General features: G+C 64.8%; 14 protein-coding genes. 5 read left to right on the forward strand and 9 right to left on the reverse strand.

Translation table 11 applies throughout. From position 1 onward, the window contains the following. Positions 1 to 30: 30 nt before the first annotated feature. Complete coding sequence (gene lepA, locus QA635_RS04545; RefSeq protein ID WP_283067261.1) at positions 31 to 1,842, reverse strand: translation elongation factor 4; 1,812 nt, start codon at positions 1,840 to 1,842, stop codon at positions 31 to 33. Between the two features lie 182 nt (positions 1,843 to 2,024). Here lepA and QA635_RS04550 point away from each other — a divergent pair, with 182 nt between their 5' ends. Together QA635_RS04550 and QA635_RS04555 are read left to right on the forward strand one after the other, a co-directional pair. Then, positions 2,025 to 2,267 carry a M15 family metallopeptidase gene (locus tag QA635_RS04550; protein ID WP_283067263.1) on the forward strand — a complete coding sequence of 81 codons (243 nt, stop codon included), beginning with the start codon at positions 2,025 to 2,027 and terminating at the stop codon, positions 2,265 to 2,267. Positions 2,268 to 2,402: 135 nt separating this feature from the next. After that, positions 2,403 to 4,016, forward strand: a complete 1,614-nt coding sequence (locus QA635_RS04555) for a glycosyltransferase family 39 protein (RefSeq protein ID WP_283067265.1) — start codon at positions 2,403 to 2,405, stop codon at positions 4,014 to 4,016. A gap of 169 nt (positions 4,017 to 4,185) precedes the next feature. Here the strand turns inward: QA635_RS04555 and QA635_RS04560 are convergent, their stop codons facing one another. The 5 genes from QA635_RS04560 to QA635_RS04580 all read right to left on the reverse strand — a co-directional run bounded on the left by QA635_RS04560 (position 4,186) and on the right by QA635_RS04580 (position 8,182). Continuing rightward, the gene (locus QA635_RS04560) at positions 4,186 to 4,512 is read right to left on the reverse strand and encodes an HPr family phosphocarrier protein (protein ID WP_038385014.1); all 327 of its coding nucleotides are present in this window, start codon (positions 4,510 to 4,512) and stop codon (positions 4,186 to 4,188) included. Beyond that, complete coding sequence (locus QA635_RS04565) at positions 4,509 to 4,910, reverse strand: PTS sugar transporter subunit IIA (RefSeq protein ID WP_021076632.1); 402 nt, start codon at positions 4,908 to 4,910, stop codon at positions 4,509 to 4,511. Before QA635_RS04565 ends, QA635_RS04560 begins: the two co-directional genes overlap by 4 nt. A gap of 214 nt (positions 4,911 to 5,124) precedes the next feature. Further along, a complete protein-coding gene (locus tag QA635_RS04570; protein WP_283067282.1) occupies positions 5,125 to 5,565 on the reverse strand; it encodes an HPr kinase/phosphorylase in 441 nt (146 codons plus the stop codon). Next, complete coding sequence (locus QA635_RS04575; RefSeq protein WP_283067284.1) at positions 5,562 to 7,370, reverse strand: sensor histidine kinase; 1,809 nt, start codon at positions 7,368 to 7,370, stop codon at positions 5,562 to 5,564. The genes QA635_RS04570 and QA635_RS04575 overlap by 4 nt, the downstream gene beginning before the upstream one ends. A 110-nt stretch (positions 7,371 to 7,480) precedes the next feature. After that, positions 7,481 to 8,182: a response regulator transcription factor gene (locus tag QA635_RS04580; RefSeq protein WP_016843287.1), complete on the reverse strand. Its 702-nt coding sequence runs from the start codon at positions 8,180 to 8,182 to the stop codon at positions 7,481 to 7,483. 241 nt (positions 8,183 to 8,423) lie between these two features. On the opposite strand from QA635_RS04580, the gene QA635_RS04585 reads away from it, so the two are divergent. The 3 genes from QA635_RS04585 to QA635_RS04595 all read left to right on the forward strand — a co-directional run bounded on the left by QA635_RS04585 (position 8,424) and on the right by QA635_RS04595 (position 11,701). Continuing rightward, a complete protein-coding gene (locus tag QA635_RS04585; RefSeq protein WP_283067287.1) occupies positions 8,424 to 9,158 on the forward strand; it encodes a HugZ family pyridoxamine 5'-phosphate oxidase in 735 nt (244 codons plus the stop codon). Between the two features lie 176 nt (positions 9,159 to 9,334). Beyond that, complete coding sequence (locus QA635_RS04590) at positions 9,335 to 9,526, forward strand: hypothetical protein (RefSeq protein ID WP_283067289.1); 192 nt, start codon at positions 9,335 to 9,337, stop codon at positions 9,524 to 9,526. Positions 9,527 to 10,084: 558 nt separating this feature from the next. Then, entirely contained in the window at positions 10,085 to 11,701 is a 1,617-nt protein-coding gene (locus QA635_RS04595; RefSeq protein WP_283067291.1) for a phosphoenolpyruvate carboxykinase, read from the forward strand. 221 nt (positions 11,702 to 11,922) lie between these two features. On the opposite strand, the gene rocF is transcribed toward QA635_RS04595, so the two are convergent. The 3 genes from rocF to QA635_RS04610 all read right to left on the reverse strand — a co-directional run bounded on the left by rocF (position 11,923) and on the right by QA635_RS04610 (position 16,716). Beyond that, the gene (gene rocF, locus QA635_RS04600) at positions 11,923 to 12,900 is read right to left on the reverse strand and encodes an arginase (RefSeq protein ID WP_018269556.1); all 978 of its coding nucleotides are present in this window, start codon (positions 12,898 to 12,900) and stop codon (positions 11,923 to 11,925) included. A gap of 339 nt (positions 12,901 to 13,239) precedes the next feature. Further along, complete coding sequence (locus tag QA635_RS04605; protein WP_283067294.1) at positions 13,240 to 14,061, reverse strand: acyl-CoA thioesterase; 822 nt, start codon at positions 14,059 to 14,061, stop codon at positions 13,240 to 13,242. A gap of 135 nt (positions 14,062 to 14,196) precedes the next feature. After that, positions 14,197 to 16,716 (reverse strand): glycogen/starch/alpha-glucan phosphorylase, encoded by a 2,520-nt coding sequence (locus tag QA635_RS04610; protein WP_425249131.1) that lies wholly within the window; start codon positions 16,714 to 16,716, stop codon positions 14,197 to 14,199. Positions 16,717 to 16,844: the final 128 nt, after the last annotated feature.

The following is a 16,844-nucleotide window of genomic DNA, read 5'->3' on the forward strand; positions in this document are numbered from 1 at the left end:
ATGCGCAACAGTCGCGCCGGTGGCGCCGCCTCAGCTGTCCACCTTGAGCGCGGCGATGAAGGCTTCCTGCGGAATGTCGACCTTGCCGAACTGCCGCATCTTCTTCTTGCCTTCCTTCTGCTTCTCCAGAAGCTTGCGCTTGCGCGTGATGTCGCCGCCGTAGCACTTCGCGGTGACGTCCTTGCGCAGCGCGCGGACGGTTTCGCGCGCGATCACCTTGCCGCCGATCGCCGCCTGGATCGGGATCTGGAACATGTGCGGCGGAATCAGCTCCTTCATCTTCTCGACCATGGCGCGGCCGCGGCCTTCGGCGCGGGTGCGATGCACCAGCATCGACAGCGCGTCGACCGGTTCGGCGTTGACCAGGATCTGCATCTTGACCAGGTCGGCCGGCTTGTAGTCGGTCAGATGATAGTCGAACGAGGCGTAGCCCTTGGAGACCGACTTCAGGCGGTCGTAGAAGTCGAACACCACCTCGTTGAGCGGCAGGTCGTATTTCACCATCGCGCGGGAGCCGACATAAGTGAGCTCCTTCTGCGAGCCGCGGCGGTCCTGGCACAGCTTCAAGACGCTGCCGAGATATTCGTCGGGCGTGAGGATCGTCGCCTCGATCCACGGCTCCTCGATCTCGGCGATCTTGACCACGTCGGGCATGTCGACCGGATTGTGGATCTCGAGCTCGGTGCCGTCGGTCAGCTTCATCTTGTAGATCACGCTCGGCGCGGTCGCGATCAGATTGAGGTCGAATTCGCGCGACAGCCGCTCCTGGATGATTTCCAGATGCAGCAGGCCGAGGAAGCCGCAGCGGAAGCCGAAGCCGAGCGCGGCGGAGGTTTCCATCTCGTAGGAGAAGCTTGCGTCGTTGAGCCGCAGCTTGCCCATCGCCGCACGGAGCGTTTCGAAGTCGTTGGCATCGACCGGGAACAGGCCGCAGAACACGACCGGAATCGCCGGCTTGAAGCCCGGCAGCATCTCGCTGATCGGCTTTTTGTCATCGGTGATGGTGTCGCCGACGCGGGTGTCGGCGACTTCCTTGATCGCCGCGGTGATGAAGCCGATCTCGCCGGGGCCGAGCTCCTCGACCTGCTCCATCTTCGGCGTGAAGAAGCCGACGCGCTCGATGTCGTAGGCCGCGCCGGTGCCCATCATGCGGATGCGGCTCCCCTTCTTCATCACACCGTCGACGACGCGGATCAGCACGACCACGCCGAGATAGACGTCGTACCAGCTGTCGACCAGCAGCGCCTTCAGGGTCGCGTCGCGGTCGCCCTTCGGCGGCGGCAGGCGGGTCACGATGGCTTCCAGCACATCGGGCACGCCGACGCCGGTCTTGGCCGAGATCATCACGGCGTCGGACGCATCGATGCCGATCACGTCCTCGATCTGCTGCTTGACCTTCTCGGGCTCGGCTGCCGGCAGGTCGACCTTGTTGAGGACCGGCACGATCTCGTGATTGTTGTCGAGCGCCTGATAGACATTGGCGAGCGTCTGCGCCTCGACGCCCTGGCTGGCGTCGACCACGAGCAGGGAACCCTCGCAGGCCGCCAGTGACCGCGAGACCTCGTAGGCGAAGTCGACATGGCCGGGCGTGTCCATCAGGTTGAAGATGTAATTCTTGCCGTCCTTGGCGCGGTAGTTCAGCCGGACGGTCTGCGCCTTGATGGTGATGCCGCGCTCGCGCTCGATATCCATCGAATCGAGCACCTGCTCCTTGCCCGCCATTTCACGATCCGACAGGCCGCCGGTCATCTGGATCAGGCGGTCAGCAAGGGTCGATTTGCCATGGTCGATATGGGCGACGATGGAGAAGTTGCGGATGTTCGAAATCGGGGCAGTTGTCATGGGCGCGGGATAGCATCCGCACCCCCGCGCGGGCAACCAAATTGCGGTATTTTGCAGCGGTGTGACGGCGAATCACGGCGCCGTTTCCGGTTGGGTTGCCGTGACCGATTCCCGGGCATGTTCCTGCCAGGTTCGGCGGCCCGAAAATCGTCTTTCGCGTCGCCGACACCGGGCGGGCGAGCATGCACGGCTACGCCGCCGCCATCGACCTCAACCTGGAAGTTTGCGCTGACCGGCTGTGGGCCGGCAAGGGCAAGAGCATCCCCTATGAGAACCGGATGCCGCGCGAGATCGTCGACATCTTCGAGCGTCACGGCTTCATCTGGGGCGGCAAGTGGGGTCACTACGATACCGTGCATCGAGTACCGGCCGGAGCTTCCCGGAAAGTGAAGCCGCTTGCTGGAGGCGTTCTCACGCCAAGCTGATTTCACTGGCCACAAAAACGCGCTAAAGCGCGCTGAAATGCGGATGAGCACTCATCGCGCTTCCGCTTCCATTCGGGCATGATCCTTCCGGGAAACCGCTTTCCACTTTTCCGGGGCATGCCTCAGGCACAGGCCATGTCGACCGCCTCCACGCTCCCCGCCGCCCGGCGCACCAACCGCAAGCTGACGATCCGGCGGATCGCCGCCTGGATCGCCTCGCGCGCCGCCGATCCCAGGACCAGCCTGTGGTTCGTGATCGGCTTCGCGCTGGTTCATGCGGTGCTGTGGACGCTGATCCTGGTCAAGCTCAAGGCCGCGCAGGACATCCATATGGATGTTGCGGAAGCCTATGCCTGGGGCCAGCGCTTCCTGCTCGGCTATGGCAAGCATCCGCCGCTGTCGGGCTGGATCGCCGGGGTCTGGTTCAGGATTTTTCCCGTCACCAACTGGTCGACCTATGCGCTTGCGATGACGACGGTCAGCTTCGCGCTGGTGGTGTGCTGGCTGATCGCGCTGCGCGTCGTCGATCGCCGCCGCGCGTTTTTCATGGTGGTGATGCTCGCGCTCTACCCGATCTTCAATTTCAAGGGCTTCAAATACAACGCCGATCTCGCGCAGCTGGTGCCGCTGCCGCTGCTGGTGCTGGCCTATCTGAACGCGTTCGAGAAGCGCAGCTTCAAGTCGGGTCTCTGGCTCGGCTTTGCCGGCATGCTGGCGCTGATGACCAAGTACTGGGTGGTGACGATGATCGGCGCCGTCGGGCTGGCCGCGCTGATCCATCCGCAACGGACGCAATTCCTGCGCTCGCCGGCGCCATGGGTTGCGATCGGCACGATGGCGGTGGCGATGATTCCGCATCTGGTGTGGCTGGAGGAGGTGGACTTCGTGCCGTTCACCTATGCCGGGGACGTCTACGCGCTGTCGAGCCGCGCACTCAACGTCCAGCTCGTGATCGGCTATGTCGTGCACAATGTCGGGCTGCTCGCGATTCCCGTCGTGCTGGGCCTGGTGGCGCTGCTGCTGGGCTCGGTGCCGTGGCGGCCGTCGGACGTGCTGGCGCGGATCTGGTCGCGCGGACCCAATCCGGCCGTCAACCTTCCGCAGGCGCTCAACGTCTGGATCATCCAGCTGATCGTCGCGATCGGTCCGCCGCTGGGCGCGCTGGCGTTCACCGTCTATATCAAGACCGATTGGGGCATCCCGCTGTTCTTCCTGGTGCCGCTGGCGCTGGTCGCGATCCCCTCGCTTCGCTTCCCGCGCATGGCGCTGTTCTCGATCACCGCGATCTGGTTCGTGGCCACGGTCGCCACGCTGATCGCTGCCCCCAGCATCGCCACGCAGGAGATCGCGTCCAACCATATCGGTGGCTCGACCTATGCCGCGCGCTCCGAGCTCGCGCGCGAACTCACCCAGACCTGGCAGGACAGATTCCATTCGCGCTGGGCCGTGGTCGTCGCGCGGTCCGATATCGGCGAGCCGATGACGTTCTACAGTCCGGATCATCCGGCATCGCTGGTGCCGGGCGAAGCCTGGTCGTCGGGGCTGACCTCGCTCGACGAAGCCAAGCGCCTCGGCTTCATCGGCGTCTGCGACACCACCGATCCGGTGTTCCTGAAGCCCTGCGAGGCGTGGATGGCGGAGCACGCCAAGGATGCCGAGCCGCTGGTGATGACCACCATGCGCTTCTTCAACGGCCATCCCGGTCCGTCGACGGTGTGGAAGGTCTATCTGGTGCCGCCGGCGAAGTAGCCATTCCCGGCATCAGTGCCGCTTCCGTCATCCTGAGGTGCGAGCTCTTGCGAGCCTCGAAGGATGAATCGGCCACCGCCCGGGCCGTGCATCCTTCGAGGCTCGCTCCGCTCGCGCCTCAGGATGACGGTGATAGGCTTTCGCTAGGCGTAGCCGGTCGGGCCCGTTCCTACGTGCCTTCCTCGTTGAACTTGCTGGCGACGAGTTCGGCGATGGCGTCGAGCGCCTGTTGCGCTTCCTCGCCCTTTGCTGAGACCACGACCGTGGTGCCGGGCCCGGCGGCGAGCATCATCAGGCCCATGATCGAGGTGCCGCCGACGGTCTCGGTGCCGCGGGTGACCCAGATCTCGGCGTTGAAGCGCTCGACCAGCTGGACGAACTTGGCCGATGCCCGCGCATGCAGGCCGCGCTTGTTGACGATCAGGAGCTCACGGGAAATGGCGCCCGCTGGCACGCCCGGGCCGATCTGATTTCCGCCCGGAGCCTCGTCGCTCATTTGCCTGCGAGAACGCGGCTGGCGATGGTGACGTATTTGCGGCCGGCTTCCTGGGCCATCGCGATCGCGTCGGGCAGCGAACGCTCCTCGCGGACCTTGGCAAGCTTGACCAGCATGGGAAGGTTGATGCCTGCGAGCACTTCCACCTTCGGGCGGCTCATGCAGGAGATCGCAAGGTTGGACGGCGTGCCGCCAAACATGTCGGTGAGAATCGCAACGCCGTCGCCGCTATCGACGCGGTTCACCGCCTCGATGATGTCGCTTCGACAGAGATCGGAATCGTCCTCGGCCCCGATCGTAATCGCTTCAATTTGTTTCTGCGGACCCATGACGTGTTCGAGCGCCGCTCTGAACTCGTCGGCAAGGCGCCCATGGGTCACCAGCACTAGACCAATCATCGGAAACTCCTCGCGGGCGCCCTTTGGTGCACCGCACGAACGCGCCACTTTGACCATCCAGAGGCCCTGCGCAAGAGGGCATCTTGGCTAGTCTCCCGGTTCCTGGCGGTAGAGAGGGGAGGCTGCGCCGGCAAAATCCGACGCGATAGTGGATGTGATATGGTTACCAATTCCCTTCCCACAATTGGCCGCAAGATTACGGGAACATGAACTTTCAGGTTGTCGTCAGCGCAGCGACAACCAGCGGCAGGGGTTGGAAGCCGATGCCGACGGGAATTCGCGGTATTGAAGCACCATTAAGGCGAACCGTGAGCGTCTCGGGTGGCGGCAGCCGCTCGGCGTCGTCAGCGGCGAGGTCGACGATCAGCCCCACGATGGCTTCATCTGCGAACGGACAATGGCGGATTCCGAGGCCTCGGATCTCGATCAGGCCAGCCAATTGCTGGACCGGACGAACCCACAATTGTTCGCCGGCTGTGTCGAGATGGACACGGTCATCCCCCACCAAAATGGCCGGCGGAAGCGTTCCGGTGCGCCCGGCGAGAATCAGCTCGAAGGCCAGACGCGACTTGCCGGCGCCCGACGGGCCGCGGATCAGCACCGCACGCTCGCCGACCAGAACGGCGGATGCGTGCACGCTTGAATTGTCGCTCATAGTGTCGGCAGCCTGACCACGAAGCGTGCGCCGGCGATGGTGGGCTTGCCGTCTGCGTCCGCAGGGCCAGCGCGGTTCTCGGCCCAGATGCGTCCGCCATGTGCTTCGATGATCTGCTTGGAGATCGAAAGCCCGAGGCCGGAGTTCTGGCCAAAGCCCTGGTGCGGCCGGTCGGTGTAGAAGCGCTCGAATATCCGTTCCAGCGCGTCCTCGCCGATGCCCGGCCCGTCATCGTCGACCACGATCTCGACCTCGCCGCGGCTGCGGCGGCAGACGATGCGCACCTTGTCGCCCGGCTTGGAGAATGATTGCGCGTTCGACAGCAGGTTGGAGATCACCTGGCCGAGTCGTGAATCATGGCCGGGCACCGACAGCGTATCGGTCGGTCCGCGGCCCTCGAAGCGGGCTTCGACGGCGACGTCGTGGCCGAGCCTGGTCTCGTTGGCGACGCCGGTCAGCGTCGTCAGCAGCCGCCGCAGATCGACCGGCGCCATGTCCTGGCGCTGCAATTCGGCATCGAGCCGGCTGGCGTCGGAGATGTCGGAGATCAGGCGGTCGAGCCGCCTGACGTCATGCTCGATCACGGCGAGCAGCCGCGCGCGACTGTTCTCGTTGCGCGCCAAAGGCAGCGTCTCGACCGCGGAGCGCAGCGAGGTCAGCGGGTTCTTCAGCTCATGGGCGACGTCGGCGGCGAACATCTCGATCGCCTCGATGCGGCTGTAGAGCGCATTGGTCATGTCGCGCAGCGCGCCGGAGAGATGGCCGATCTCGTCGCGGCGCCCGGTGAAGTCGGGAATCTCGACGCGGGTCTGGATGCGGTGGCGGACGCGCTCGGCGCCGTCGGCGAGCCGCCGCACCGGGCCCGCGATCGTGCTCGCCAACAGCAGCGACAGCATGATCATGACGGCGGAGGCGACGCCGCCGATCTTGAGGATGGCGAGGCGCTCGGACATCACCAGCTGGTCGATGTCGTCGCCCTGGGTGGTCAGCATCAATGCGCCGCGCACGGCGCGGAAATGCTGCACCGGGACGGCAACCGACACGATGATCGCGCCGCGCTCGGTGACGCGCACCGCGCTGCCCTTCATGCCCTCGAGCGATTGCGCGACTTCGGAATAACCCTTGCCGCCTTCGGGACCGAGCTCGCGATAGATCGGCAGGTCGCCGCGGTTGAGCCAGGTCTTGATCGTGGCCTTGGTCTTTTCATAGAGCGACGGCTTCTCCGACGGCGGCGGCAGCTCCATGCGCAGCACGTCACCCCGCGCGAACAGATTGCGGCTGTCGAGGATCAGCCCGCCGTCGCGGTCGAAGATGCGGGCCCGCGTCTTGGTCGGCGCGATCAGGCGGCGCAGGACCGGCGCGACCCGCTCGGGATTGATCGGGAAATCTGCCGATTCGTCCGGCTGGCCATAACTTTCGCCGGGCTTGAGGTCGAGCAGCCGGTCGGGATCGATGGTGACGGTATTGCCCTCGACGGTCGCCGAGGCCGCGATCGCCTCCGAGATGATCTCGGCATAGACCAGGAGGCTCTGGGTGCGGGCCTCGATCAGGCCGGCACGGAATTGCGACAGATAGAGGATGCTGGCGACCAGCGCGACGAGGCCGGCAAGGTTGAGCGAGACGATGCGGCGCGTCAGGCTCGAGAACGACAGCGCGAAGAAGAACTGACCGGCGCGGCGCAGCCAGCCGAGCGGACGGCGCCAGCCCTTGTCCTGCGCCACGTCTTCGGCAACGGCGTCCTGATCGAGGAGCTGTGACGCGTCCTCGGTATTCAGGCCTTGCTCGAGCTGCGTTCGATCAAGCACTGGCAAAGCTGCCGGTTGGTATGGATGTCGTCCCGCGAAGCAATCGTTCGCCCGAGCTTACCCCAGCCGTGCGGAGCCTGTCAGTTAACAAGCCGCCCGGGAAGCGCAGATCAGGCTTCCTTGAAGCGATAGCCGACGCCGTACAGCGTCTCGATCATCTCGAAGTCGTCGTCGACCACCTTGAATTTCTTGCGCAGCCGCTTGATGTGGCTGTCAATGGTACGGTCGTCGACATAGACCTGGTCGTCATAGGCCGCGTCCATCAGCGCGTTGCGGCTCTTCACGACGCCGGGGCGGGTGGCGAGCGCCTGCAGGATCAGGAATTCGGTCACGGTGAGTGTCACCGGCTCGTTCTTCCAGGTGCAGGTGTGGCGCTCCGGATCCATCCGCAGCAGGCCGCGGTCGAGCGCGCGGGCGTCCGGCTCCTTCGGCGCGGCGGTCGGATCCTTCGGCTGGCCGCGGCGGAGCACGGCCTTGACCCGTTCGACCAGCAGGCGCTGCGAGAACGGCTTGCGGATGAAATCGTCGGCGCCCATTTTCAGGCCGAACAATTCGTCGATCTCCTCATCCTTCGAGGTGAGGAAGATCACCGGCAGGTCGGACTTCTGGCGCAGCCGGCGCAGCGTTTCCATGCCGTCCATGCGCGGCATCTTGATATCGAGGATCGCGAGATCGGGCGGCGACGTGCGAAACCCATCCAGCGCCGACGCACCGTCCGTGTAGGTCATGATGCGATAGCCTTCGGCTTCGAGCGCGATCGAAACCGAAGTGAGAATGTTGCGGTCGTCGTCGACCAGGGCGATTGTGGGCATGTGCTGCTTTCACAATGAGAGTGGCTTAGACGGCGGGCACTCTGGCGACGCGCCGTAGAATTGGGCTTCGAACGCGGTCAACGAGCAATGCAAGCTGGGCTGAAGTGTGACCGAGTTCCGCAAAAATCCGCTTCTGCGACCCACGCGATGGGTCCCCATATAGCACCCTTAGACCATGAGAAAAGGCCCTTTTTTCATAGGGAACCCGCCCGATTCGCCCCCAAAATGACCCGATAGGCCCATGCAACCGACCGCCGACTTCGATCCTGCCCACCTTGCCCGCTCGCTGCTCCGCCGCAGCCGCCAGGGCGCCCTCGCCACGTTGATGGCCGGCACCGGCGATCCCTATTGCTCGCTGGTCAATCTGGCCAGCCATCCCGACGGCTCGCCGATCCTGCTGATTTCCCGCCTGGCGCTGCATACCAAGAACATCCTGGCCGATGGCAGGGTGTCGCTGATGCTGGACGAGCGCGCCGAGGGCGATCCGCTGGAGGGTGCCCGGATCATGCTGGCGGGGAGGGCGGAAGAGGTCGCGGAGGCCGGGCGGGAACTCGTCCGCCGGCGCTACCTCGGCGCCCATCCGTCAGCGGAAGCCTTTGTGGAATTTAAGGATTTTTCGTTCTTCCGGATCAACCCGAGCGGTGCCCATCTGGTCGCCGGGTTCGGCCGCATCGTGGACCTCAAACCCCCACAATTCCTGACCGATCTCGGGGGAGCCGAGGAGCTGCTCGAAGCCGAGCCCGGCGCGGTGGCGCATATGAACGAGGATCACCGCGAGGCCATGAATCTTTACGCGACGCGGCTGCTCGGTGCGGAAAGTGCCGAATGGCTCTGCACCGGCTGCGATCCTGATGGCATGGACATGCAGGCCGGCCGCGACACGCTGCGGCTGGATTTTCCCGAGCGCGTCACCACCGGCACCGAGCTGCGCAAGATGCTGGTGCGGCTCGCCGGCGAGGCGCGCGCCAAGGAATAGGAAGCGATCAAAGAAAACCACCTGTCCGCACGGCGGCGCTGCGGCCGTGGCGAGGCATGGTGTCGCATGGCCGCGGCGGCGCGATTGCGCGGTCGCCGAGGCGAGCTGTCCTCCAACCGCGCGTCGCTTCCAGTCTGCGCGGATTTGACAGCGCGATCATTTCGCACGGGCGTGTCATGTCATCGCCCGGTGGCTCGATGTGCATGCAAGAATGTCTGGCGCGGCTGCATCGGAAAATCAGCCGGATCGCGATGTCGACCGCGATGACGCGCGCGTGCGCCGCGCTGATTGCGTTATCATCGATCGCCGGGGTCAGCGATCGTCTCGCCGCCGAACGCGACGCACTGCGGAACATTCATCGCAGTTGAGCATTGATACAATCGGGCTTCGACGAAGGCGTGTTGAGCGCAATCGAAACTGCTCGTCAGCAGCTCTCACCTGCAGCTCAATGCCGATCAGGTGGTGCCGCGTGCAACACGATCGTGGTCATGCTCGGCTCTGCAGCGCTGCGTCAATGCGCGGCGGCTCATCTCAACGATACATCCTCAGCGCGAAATGCATACCCGGCATTCTCCGCGCCGTTCGCCTCGATCGGCGAAGGCGCTGCCCGCCGGCTGGCACTTTTTGTGCATCGCAAAGCTCCGTGCGCGGCGGGAAAGGCGACGAAACGTCGCTCGACTGCCGGCAAAACAACGAGAAAACGAAAGCAAGACGAAAGGGTTTCGCGCTGCGGTATTTGCGCCAGATGATGTGCCTGCCTTGGAATCAGCCAAAAGCCGTTCGATTGGCTTGGCAAGCCCGGCGATCCCCACTATTAGGTCGCCGGACCGAAGCCGAGAGGCTATATTCTGATCACGGTCACCGCGGCGGGGCGCGACTAGCGACATTCGCGCGAACAAGGATACGCGGGTTCGAGGAGGTTCTTCGTGCAAGAGACGGGCGTGCATAACGGTGCCTTCGGCGCCGACAAATTCGGCTTAAAAAATCTCAAGGGCGTGCATTGGAATTATGGCGCGCCTCAGCTTTACGAGCATTCGCTGCGTAATGGCGAAGCGGTGCTGTCGGCCGATGGCGCGCTTTGCGCGGATACCGGTGAGTTCACCGGCCGCAGTCCGAAGGACAAGTTCACGGTCCGCGACGGCCTGACCGACAAGAGCATGTGGTGGGCCGGCAACCAGTCGATCACCTCGGAGCAGTTCGCCGCGCTCCATGCCGACTTCCTCAAGCATGCCGAAGGCATGACGCTGTTCGCGCAGGATCTCTACGGCGGCGCCGATCCGAAGCATCGCATCAAGACCCGCGTCTTCACCGAGCTTGCCTGGCACTCGCTGTTCATCCGCACGCTGCTCATTCGTCCCGAGGCGTCGGAGCTTGCGAGCTTCGTGCCCGAACTCACGATCATCGACCTGCCGAGCTTCCGCGCCGATCCGAAGCGCCACGGCTGCAAGTCGGAGAACGTCGTCGCGATCGATTTCGCCCGCAAGATCGTCCTGATCGGCGGCTCGCAATATGCCGGCGAGATGAAGAAGAGCGTGTTCACCACGCTGAACTTCTATCTGCCCGAGAAGGGCGTGATGCCGATGCACTGCTCGGCCAATGTCGGCGCCGACGGCGACACCGCGATCTTCTTCGGCCTGTCCGGCACCGGCAAGACCACGCTCTCGGCCGATCCGAAGCGCACGCTGATCGGCGATGATGAGCATGGCTGGAGCGAGGACGGCGTCTTCAATTTCGAAGGCGGCTGCTACGCCAAGTGCATCAAGCTGTCCGGCGAAGCCGAGCCGGAAATCTACGCCGCCAGCAAGCGCTTCGGCGCGGTGCTGGAAAACGTCGTGCTCGGCGCCAACGATCGCGTGCCCGATTTCGACGACGGCTCGAAGACCGAGAACACCCGCTCGGCCTATCCGCTCGATTTCATCCCGAACGCCTCGCGCACCGGCTGCGCGCCGCATCCGAAGAACGTCGTGATGCTCGCGGCCGACGCCTTCGGCGTGATGCCGCCGATCGCCAAGCTGACGCCGGCGCAGGCGATGTATCACTTCCTGTCCGGCTACACCGCGAAGGTCGCCGGCACCGAGCGCGGGCTCGGCAACGAGCCGCAGCCGGAATTCTCCACCTGCTTCGGTTCGCCGTTCCTGCCGCGCGATCCGTCGGTCTACGGCAACATGCTGCGCGAGCTGATCGCAAAGCACAATGTCGATTGCTGGCTGGTCAACACCGGCTGGACCGGCGGCAAGTTCGGCACCGGCCGCCGCATGCCGATCAAGGTGACCCGCGCGCTGCTCACCGCGGCGCTGAACGGCTCGCTCCGCAACGCCGACTTCCGCACCGACAAGTATTTCGGCTTCGCAGTGCCGACCTCGCTGCCGGGTGTCGAGCCGCACATCCTCGATCCGATCAAGACCTGGGCCGACAAGGTCGAGTTCGACAAGACCGCGCGTGCGCTGGTCGGCATGTTCCAGAAGAACTTTGCGAAGTTCGAAGCGCAGGTCGACGCCGAAGTCCGCGCCGCCGCACCGGAAGTGAAGCTGGCGGCGGAGTAAGCCGCGCAAGCGATACGCGATTTGAAAAGGCGGCCCTCGTGGCCGCCTTTTTGTTTTGATGCTTTGTTACGCAGCGCGCAACGCTATCTCCCCCGTCATCCTGAGGTGCGAGCTCTTGCGAGCCTCGAAGGATGCACGGCCACAGTCGGGCCGTCGACCCTTCGAGACGCGCGCAAGTGCGCGCTCCTCAGGGTGACGGGGAGGAGCTGGAGCGTCCTACACTACTCCCCCATCTCCGGCAGCACCGCGTTGCTCGGCGTCTGCCGGTCGGTGATCTGCAGGCCGAACAGGCTGCCGATCAATTCGACCGCGACGCGCGCGGTGCGGCCGCGCTCGTCGAGGAAGGGATTGAGCTCGACGATGTCGAGCGAGCGCACCAGCCCGGAATCGTGCAGCAGCTCCATGATGAGATGGGCTTCGCGATAGGTCGCGCCGCCGGGCACCGTGGTGCCGACGCCGGGCGCCACCGCCGGATCGAGGAAGTCGACATCGAACGAGACATGCAGCACGCCGTTCTTCGCCCGGACGCGTTCGATGACGCGGCGCGTGAGCACGGCGACGCCGAACTCGTCGATCTGGCGCATGTCCGCGATCGACACATTACGCTGCCGCAGCAGCTTGCGCTCCAGCGGATCGACCGAGCGCGTGCCGATCAGGTCGAGCTGATCGGGCGGGATCGAGGCGCGCGGCAGCCCGCCGAGCAAATCGTCGAGACCAGGCTCGCCGCACAGGAAAGCGGCCGACATGCCGTGCATGTTGCCGGTGATGGTGGTGGCCGGCGTGTTGTAGTCGGCATGGGCGTCGACCCACAGCGCAAACAGCGGCCGGCCCTTCTCCTGCCAGTAGCGTGCGACGCCGTTGATCGACCCCATCGACAATGAATGATCGCCGCCCATGAAGATCGGGATCGCGCCGGAATGCGCCAGCCAATAGGCGCGCTCGGAGAGCGCACGGGTCCAGGTCTTCACTTCGTCATAGAACCTGGTGTTGGCCGGCACCGGGCCGTCGGCGACGACCTGGGGGATCGCAAGGTTGCCGTGGTCGTCGACCTGGAAGTCGAGCTGCTCGAGCAGGCGCGCGATGCCCGCGGTGCGCAGCGCATCCGGTCCCATCAGCGGGCCGGCCTGCGATGCACCGATCTCGATGGGAACGCCAAGCAGGGCGATGCGCGAGGGCTTTGAAGTGTCGGCTTCGGACATGCAGCAGTGCTCCCAAAGGTGTGGAACAGAAGCGACGTGCCAATGTTCCCTCAACCCTTGAAATAGGCAATGCGGTCGTAACAGACCAATGTGGATAGTTGCGGGCGCGCCCGGGTTGATTCTTGGTTGAATGAGTCAGGCCACAGACTCGCTTCGCCTCTCCCGCTTGCGGGGTCGAGACGAGCGAAGCTCGCTCTTAGGCCGACACGCGAAGCGTGGCGGGTGGGGGCTCTCCCCGATATGATTCGTGGAGAGAGCCCCCACCCCAGCCCTCCCCCGCAAGCGGGAGAGGGGGCGCACCGCCTTTGCATCGCCAGTTCAACCTAACTTCTTCACGCGCTACGCCTTGAAATAAGCGATCTGCGTCGTGGTCGCGAGCAGCCGGCCGGAGGGCGACCACAATTCGCCGTGCTGATCGCCGTAGCTCTTGTGGAAGGTCTTGGCGTCGGCTGTGGCGAGCACGCGGGTGATATCCTCCGCGTCGAGGTCGGCTGCATCGGCGTGGAAATAGGTCGTCAGCGACACGGTGCCGAACGGCACCAGCTCGTGCCTTGCGTGGAAGACGCGGCCGAAGAACGCGTCCGACATCGACATCAGCGACAGTGCATCGAGCTTGCGCGGCACACGGTCGGCGATCCAGAGCTTTGAATAGGGGCTCGACGGCTGCTTCGCGCCGCCGCCATCGGCGAACTTCGGCTCGCCCTCGGCGAAGCGGAAATCGTACTGGTTGGCCCAGGTCATCTTGAGCTTTGGAAAGGACCGCAGCTGTTCGAACGGCACGGCGCCCGGAAACCCGGCCGGCTGGTGCGACCAGGACGGGCGGCGCTCGGCGAACACGGCGGTTGCCAGCGTCGCGACCTCGCCGCCGCCCTGCGTCATCTCGACCGACCAGTGCTGGCTCGAGCGGTTGGCCTTGACCAGGCGGACATCGAGATCGAACGCGCCCTCGGCGACCGGCGCGCAGTAGTTGACCGTCAGCGCCAGCGGATCGCCCGCGCGCTGCGGGTGCTGCATCAGCGCGCGCAGGATGGTCGCGGCCGTGCAGCCGCCGAACGGGCCGACGAACGCCCAGTAATCGGGACTGGTCCGTCCCTGCCAGCGGCTGTCGCCGGCAGTCACGGCGGTGGCTTCATCGAAAAGGTGCGGGGTCTTGGTGAGCATGCGGATCTTTCAATATCGACTGGCGCTTCCGTATCGCCATACGCAATGACGAGCAATGACGCCCATCATGCAATATCGCGGACGATCGCGCTGATTTCAATGACGTCAGGCGTAATCGATTCCCGCGTCCCGGGATTATCCCTTCGCCTCGCGCTGGTTGCCGAGCTGCGGCGAGGCGCCCGGATGCACCGGCACGTGCCAGATGTCCTCGGCATACTCGCGGATGGTGCGGTCGGAGGAGAACCAGGCCATGCGCGCCACATTGAGGATCGAGGCGCGGGTCCATGCCGGCGCCACCATCCAGCGGGCGTCGATGCCGCGCTGCGCGTCGTAGTAGGAATCGAAATCGGCCGAGACCATGTAGTGGTCGAGGTAGCGCAGCGCGTGCCCGATCGATGCGAAGCGTGCGGGATCGCCGGGCGAGAACTCGCCGCTCTCGATGGCGCGGATCGCGCGCTCCAGCCGTGGCGATTTGCGGATCGCGTCGCTGGCGTCCAATCCCTGCTTGCGGCGGACCATGACGTCGCCGGCCTCGAGGCCGAAGATCGCGATGTTCTCCTCGCCGACATTGTCGCGGATCTCGATATTGGCGCCGTCGAGCGTGCCGATCGTCAGTGCGCCGTTCAGCGCGAGCTTCATGTTGCCGGTGCCGGAGGCTTCCATGCCGGCGGTCGAGATTTGCTCGGAGAGATCGGCGGCCGGAATGATCACCTCGGCGAGGCTGACATTGTAGTCGGCGAGGAAGGCGACCTTCAGCCTGCCGCCGAGCGAAGCGTCGTTGTTGACGACCTCGGCGACGTCGTTGATCAGCTTGATGATCAGCTTGGCGTAGCGGTAGCTCGCCGCCGCCTTGCCGGCGAAGATTTTCACGCGCGGCACCCAGTCGCGCCGCGGCTCGTCCTTCATCGCGTGATACAGCGCGATCGTCTCCAGGATGTTGAGCAGCTGCCGCTTGTATTCGTGGATGCGCTTGATCTGCACGTCGAACAGCGCCGACGGGTCGACCTTGATGTGGTTGCGCTCGCCGATCAGCCGCGCCAGCGCCAGCTTGTTGTGATGCTTGACGTCGCGGAAGCGCCGCTGGAATTCCAGATCGCTCGAATGGGTCTCGAGCCGCTCGAGCAGCGAGAAGTCGTCGAGCACGGCCTCGCCGCAGGTTTCGCGCAGCAGCGCGGTCAGCCGCGGATTGGCCAGCATCAGCCAGCGGCGGAAGGTGATGCCGTTGGTCTTGTTGGTGATGCGCGACGGATAGAGATGATGCAGGTCGTGGAACACGGTCTCCTTCATCAGGTCGGAATGCATCGCAGAGACGCCGTTGATGCGGTGCGAGCCGACGAAGGCGAGCTGGCCCATCCGCACGCGGCGGCCGCTGCGCTCGTCGATCAGCGATACCGAGGCGCGGTATTCGATGTCGCCGGGGAAGCGCTCTTCGGCGAGCGCGAGATGGGCCACGTTGATGCGGTAGATGATCTCGAGATGCCGCGGCAGCAGCCGCTCGAACAATTCGACCGGCCAGGTCTCGAGCGCCTCGGGCAGCAGCGTATGGTTGGTGTAGGACAGGGTCGCGACCGTGATCTTCCAGGCCTCGTCCCAGCGGAAATTGTGCAGGTCGACCAGGATTCGCATCAGCTCGGTGACCGCAAGGCTCGGATGGGTATCGTTGAGCTGCACGGCCGCCTTCTGCGCAAGATTGCGCAGGCCGCCGTCGGAGGCGAGATGCCGCTTGACGAGATCCTGCAGGGAGGCCGAGACGAAGAAATATTCCTGGCGCAGCCGGAGCTCGCGGCCTGCCGCGCTCTCGTCGTTCGGATAGAGGAATTTGCAGATCGCTTCCGCGCGCGCCTGCTCGGCGCTGGCCGAGACGTAGTCGCCGGTGTTGAAGACGTCGAGCTCGAGCGGGTCGGGCGCATGCGCCGACCACAGGCGGAGCGCGTTGACGTGCTGGCCGCGCCAGCCGACGATCGGCGTGTCGTAGGCCATGGCCTCGACGGTTTCCGCCGGGTGCCAGGTGGCGCGGTCGCGGCCGCGATCGTCGACATGCTCGACATGGCCGCCGAAGTGAACGTTGTACACCACCTCCGGCCGCTGGAATTCCCAGGGATTGCCGAAGGCGAGCCACTCGTCGGGATATTCCTGCTGCCAGCCATGGTTCATGATCTGGCGGAACAGCCCGAAATCGTAGCGGATGCCGTAGCCGGTCGCGGGGATCGCCAGCGTCGCCATGCTCTCCATGAAGCAGGCCGCAAGCCGGCCGAGGCCGCCATTGCCGAGCGCCGCATCCGGCTCGCATTTGCGCAGGTCCGAGAGATCGACGCCGAGGTCGCCGAGCGCCGCCTCGAACAGCGGCAGCAGTCCCATATTGTTGAGCGCGTCGGTGAACAGGCGCCCGATCAGGAACTCGAGCGAGAGATAATAGACGCGCTTGGCGCCGGCGTCGTAGCTCTGCTTCTCGGCCGTCAGCCAGTGGTGCACGATGCGGTCGCGCAGCGTCAGCGCCGCGGCCTTGTACCAGTCGCGTCTGGTCGCAACGGTGGCGTCCTTGCCGATCGCAAGCCGGAGCTTGGCCAGGATCGCGCTCTTGATCTCGGTCAGCGCCAGCTCGTCGATCGGCTGGTTCAATGCCGGGTAGTTTGTCTGTTCCTGCAACGCGCCCAATCCCTGCCGTTCAACCGGAACATGATGCGATGATGCGCATCATGACCCCATCTCATTGGTGGAGCATGGTTCCCCGGAAATCCCGGTTCCGCGGCCTTCCGATTACGCTCCAGCGCAATGATACCCGC

This window comes from Bradyrhizobium brasilense (genome assembly GCF_029714345.1).
Lineage (GTDB): Bacteria > Pseudomonadota > Alphaproteobacteria > Rhizobiales > Xanthobacteraceae > Bradyrhizobium > Bradyrhizobium australafricanum.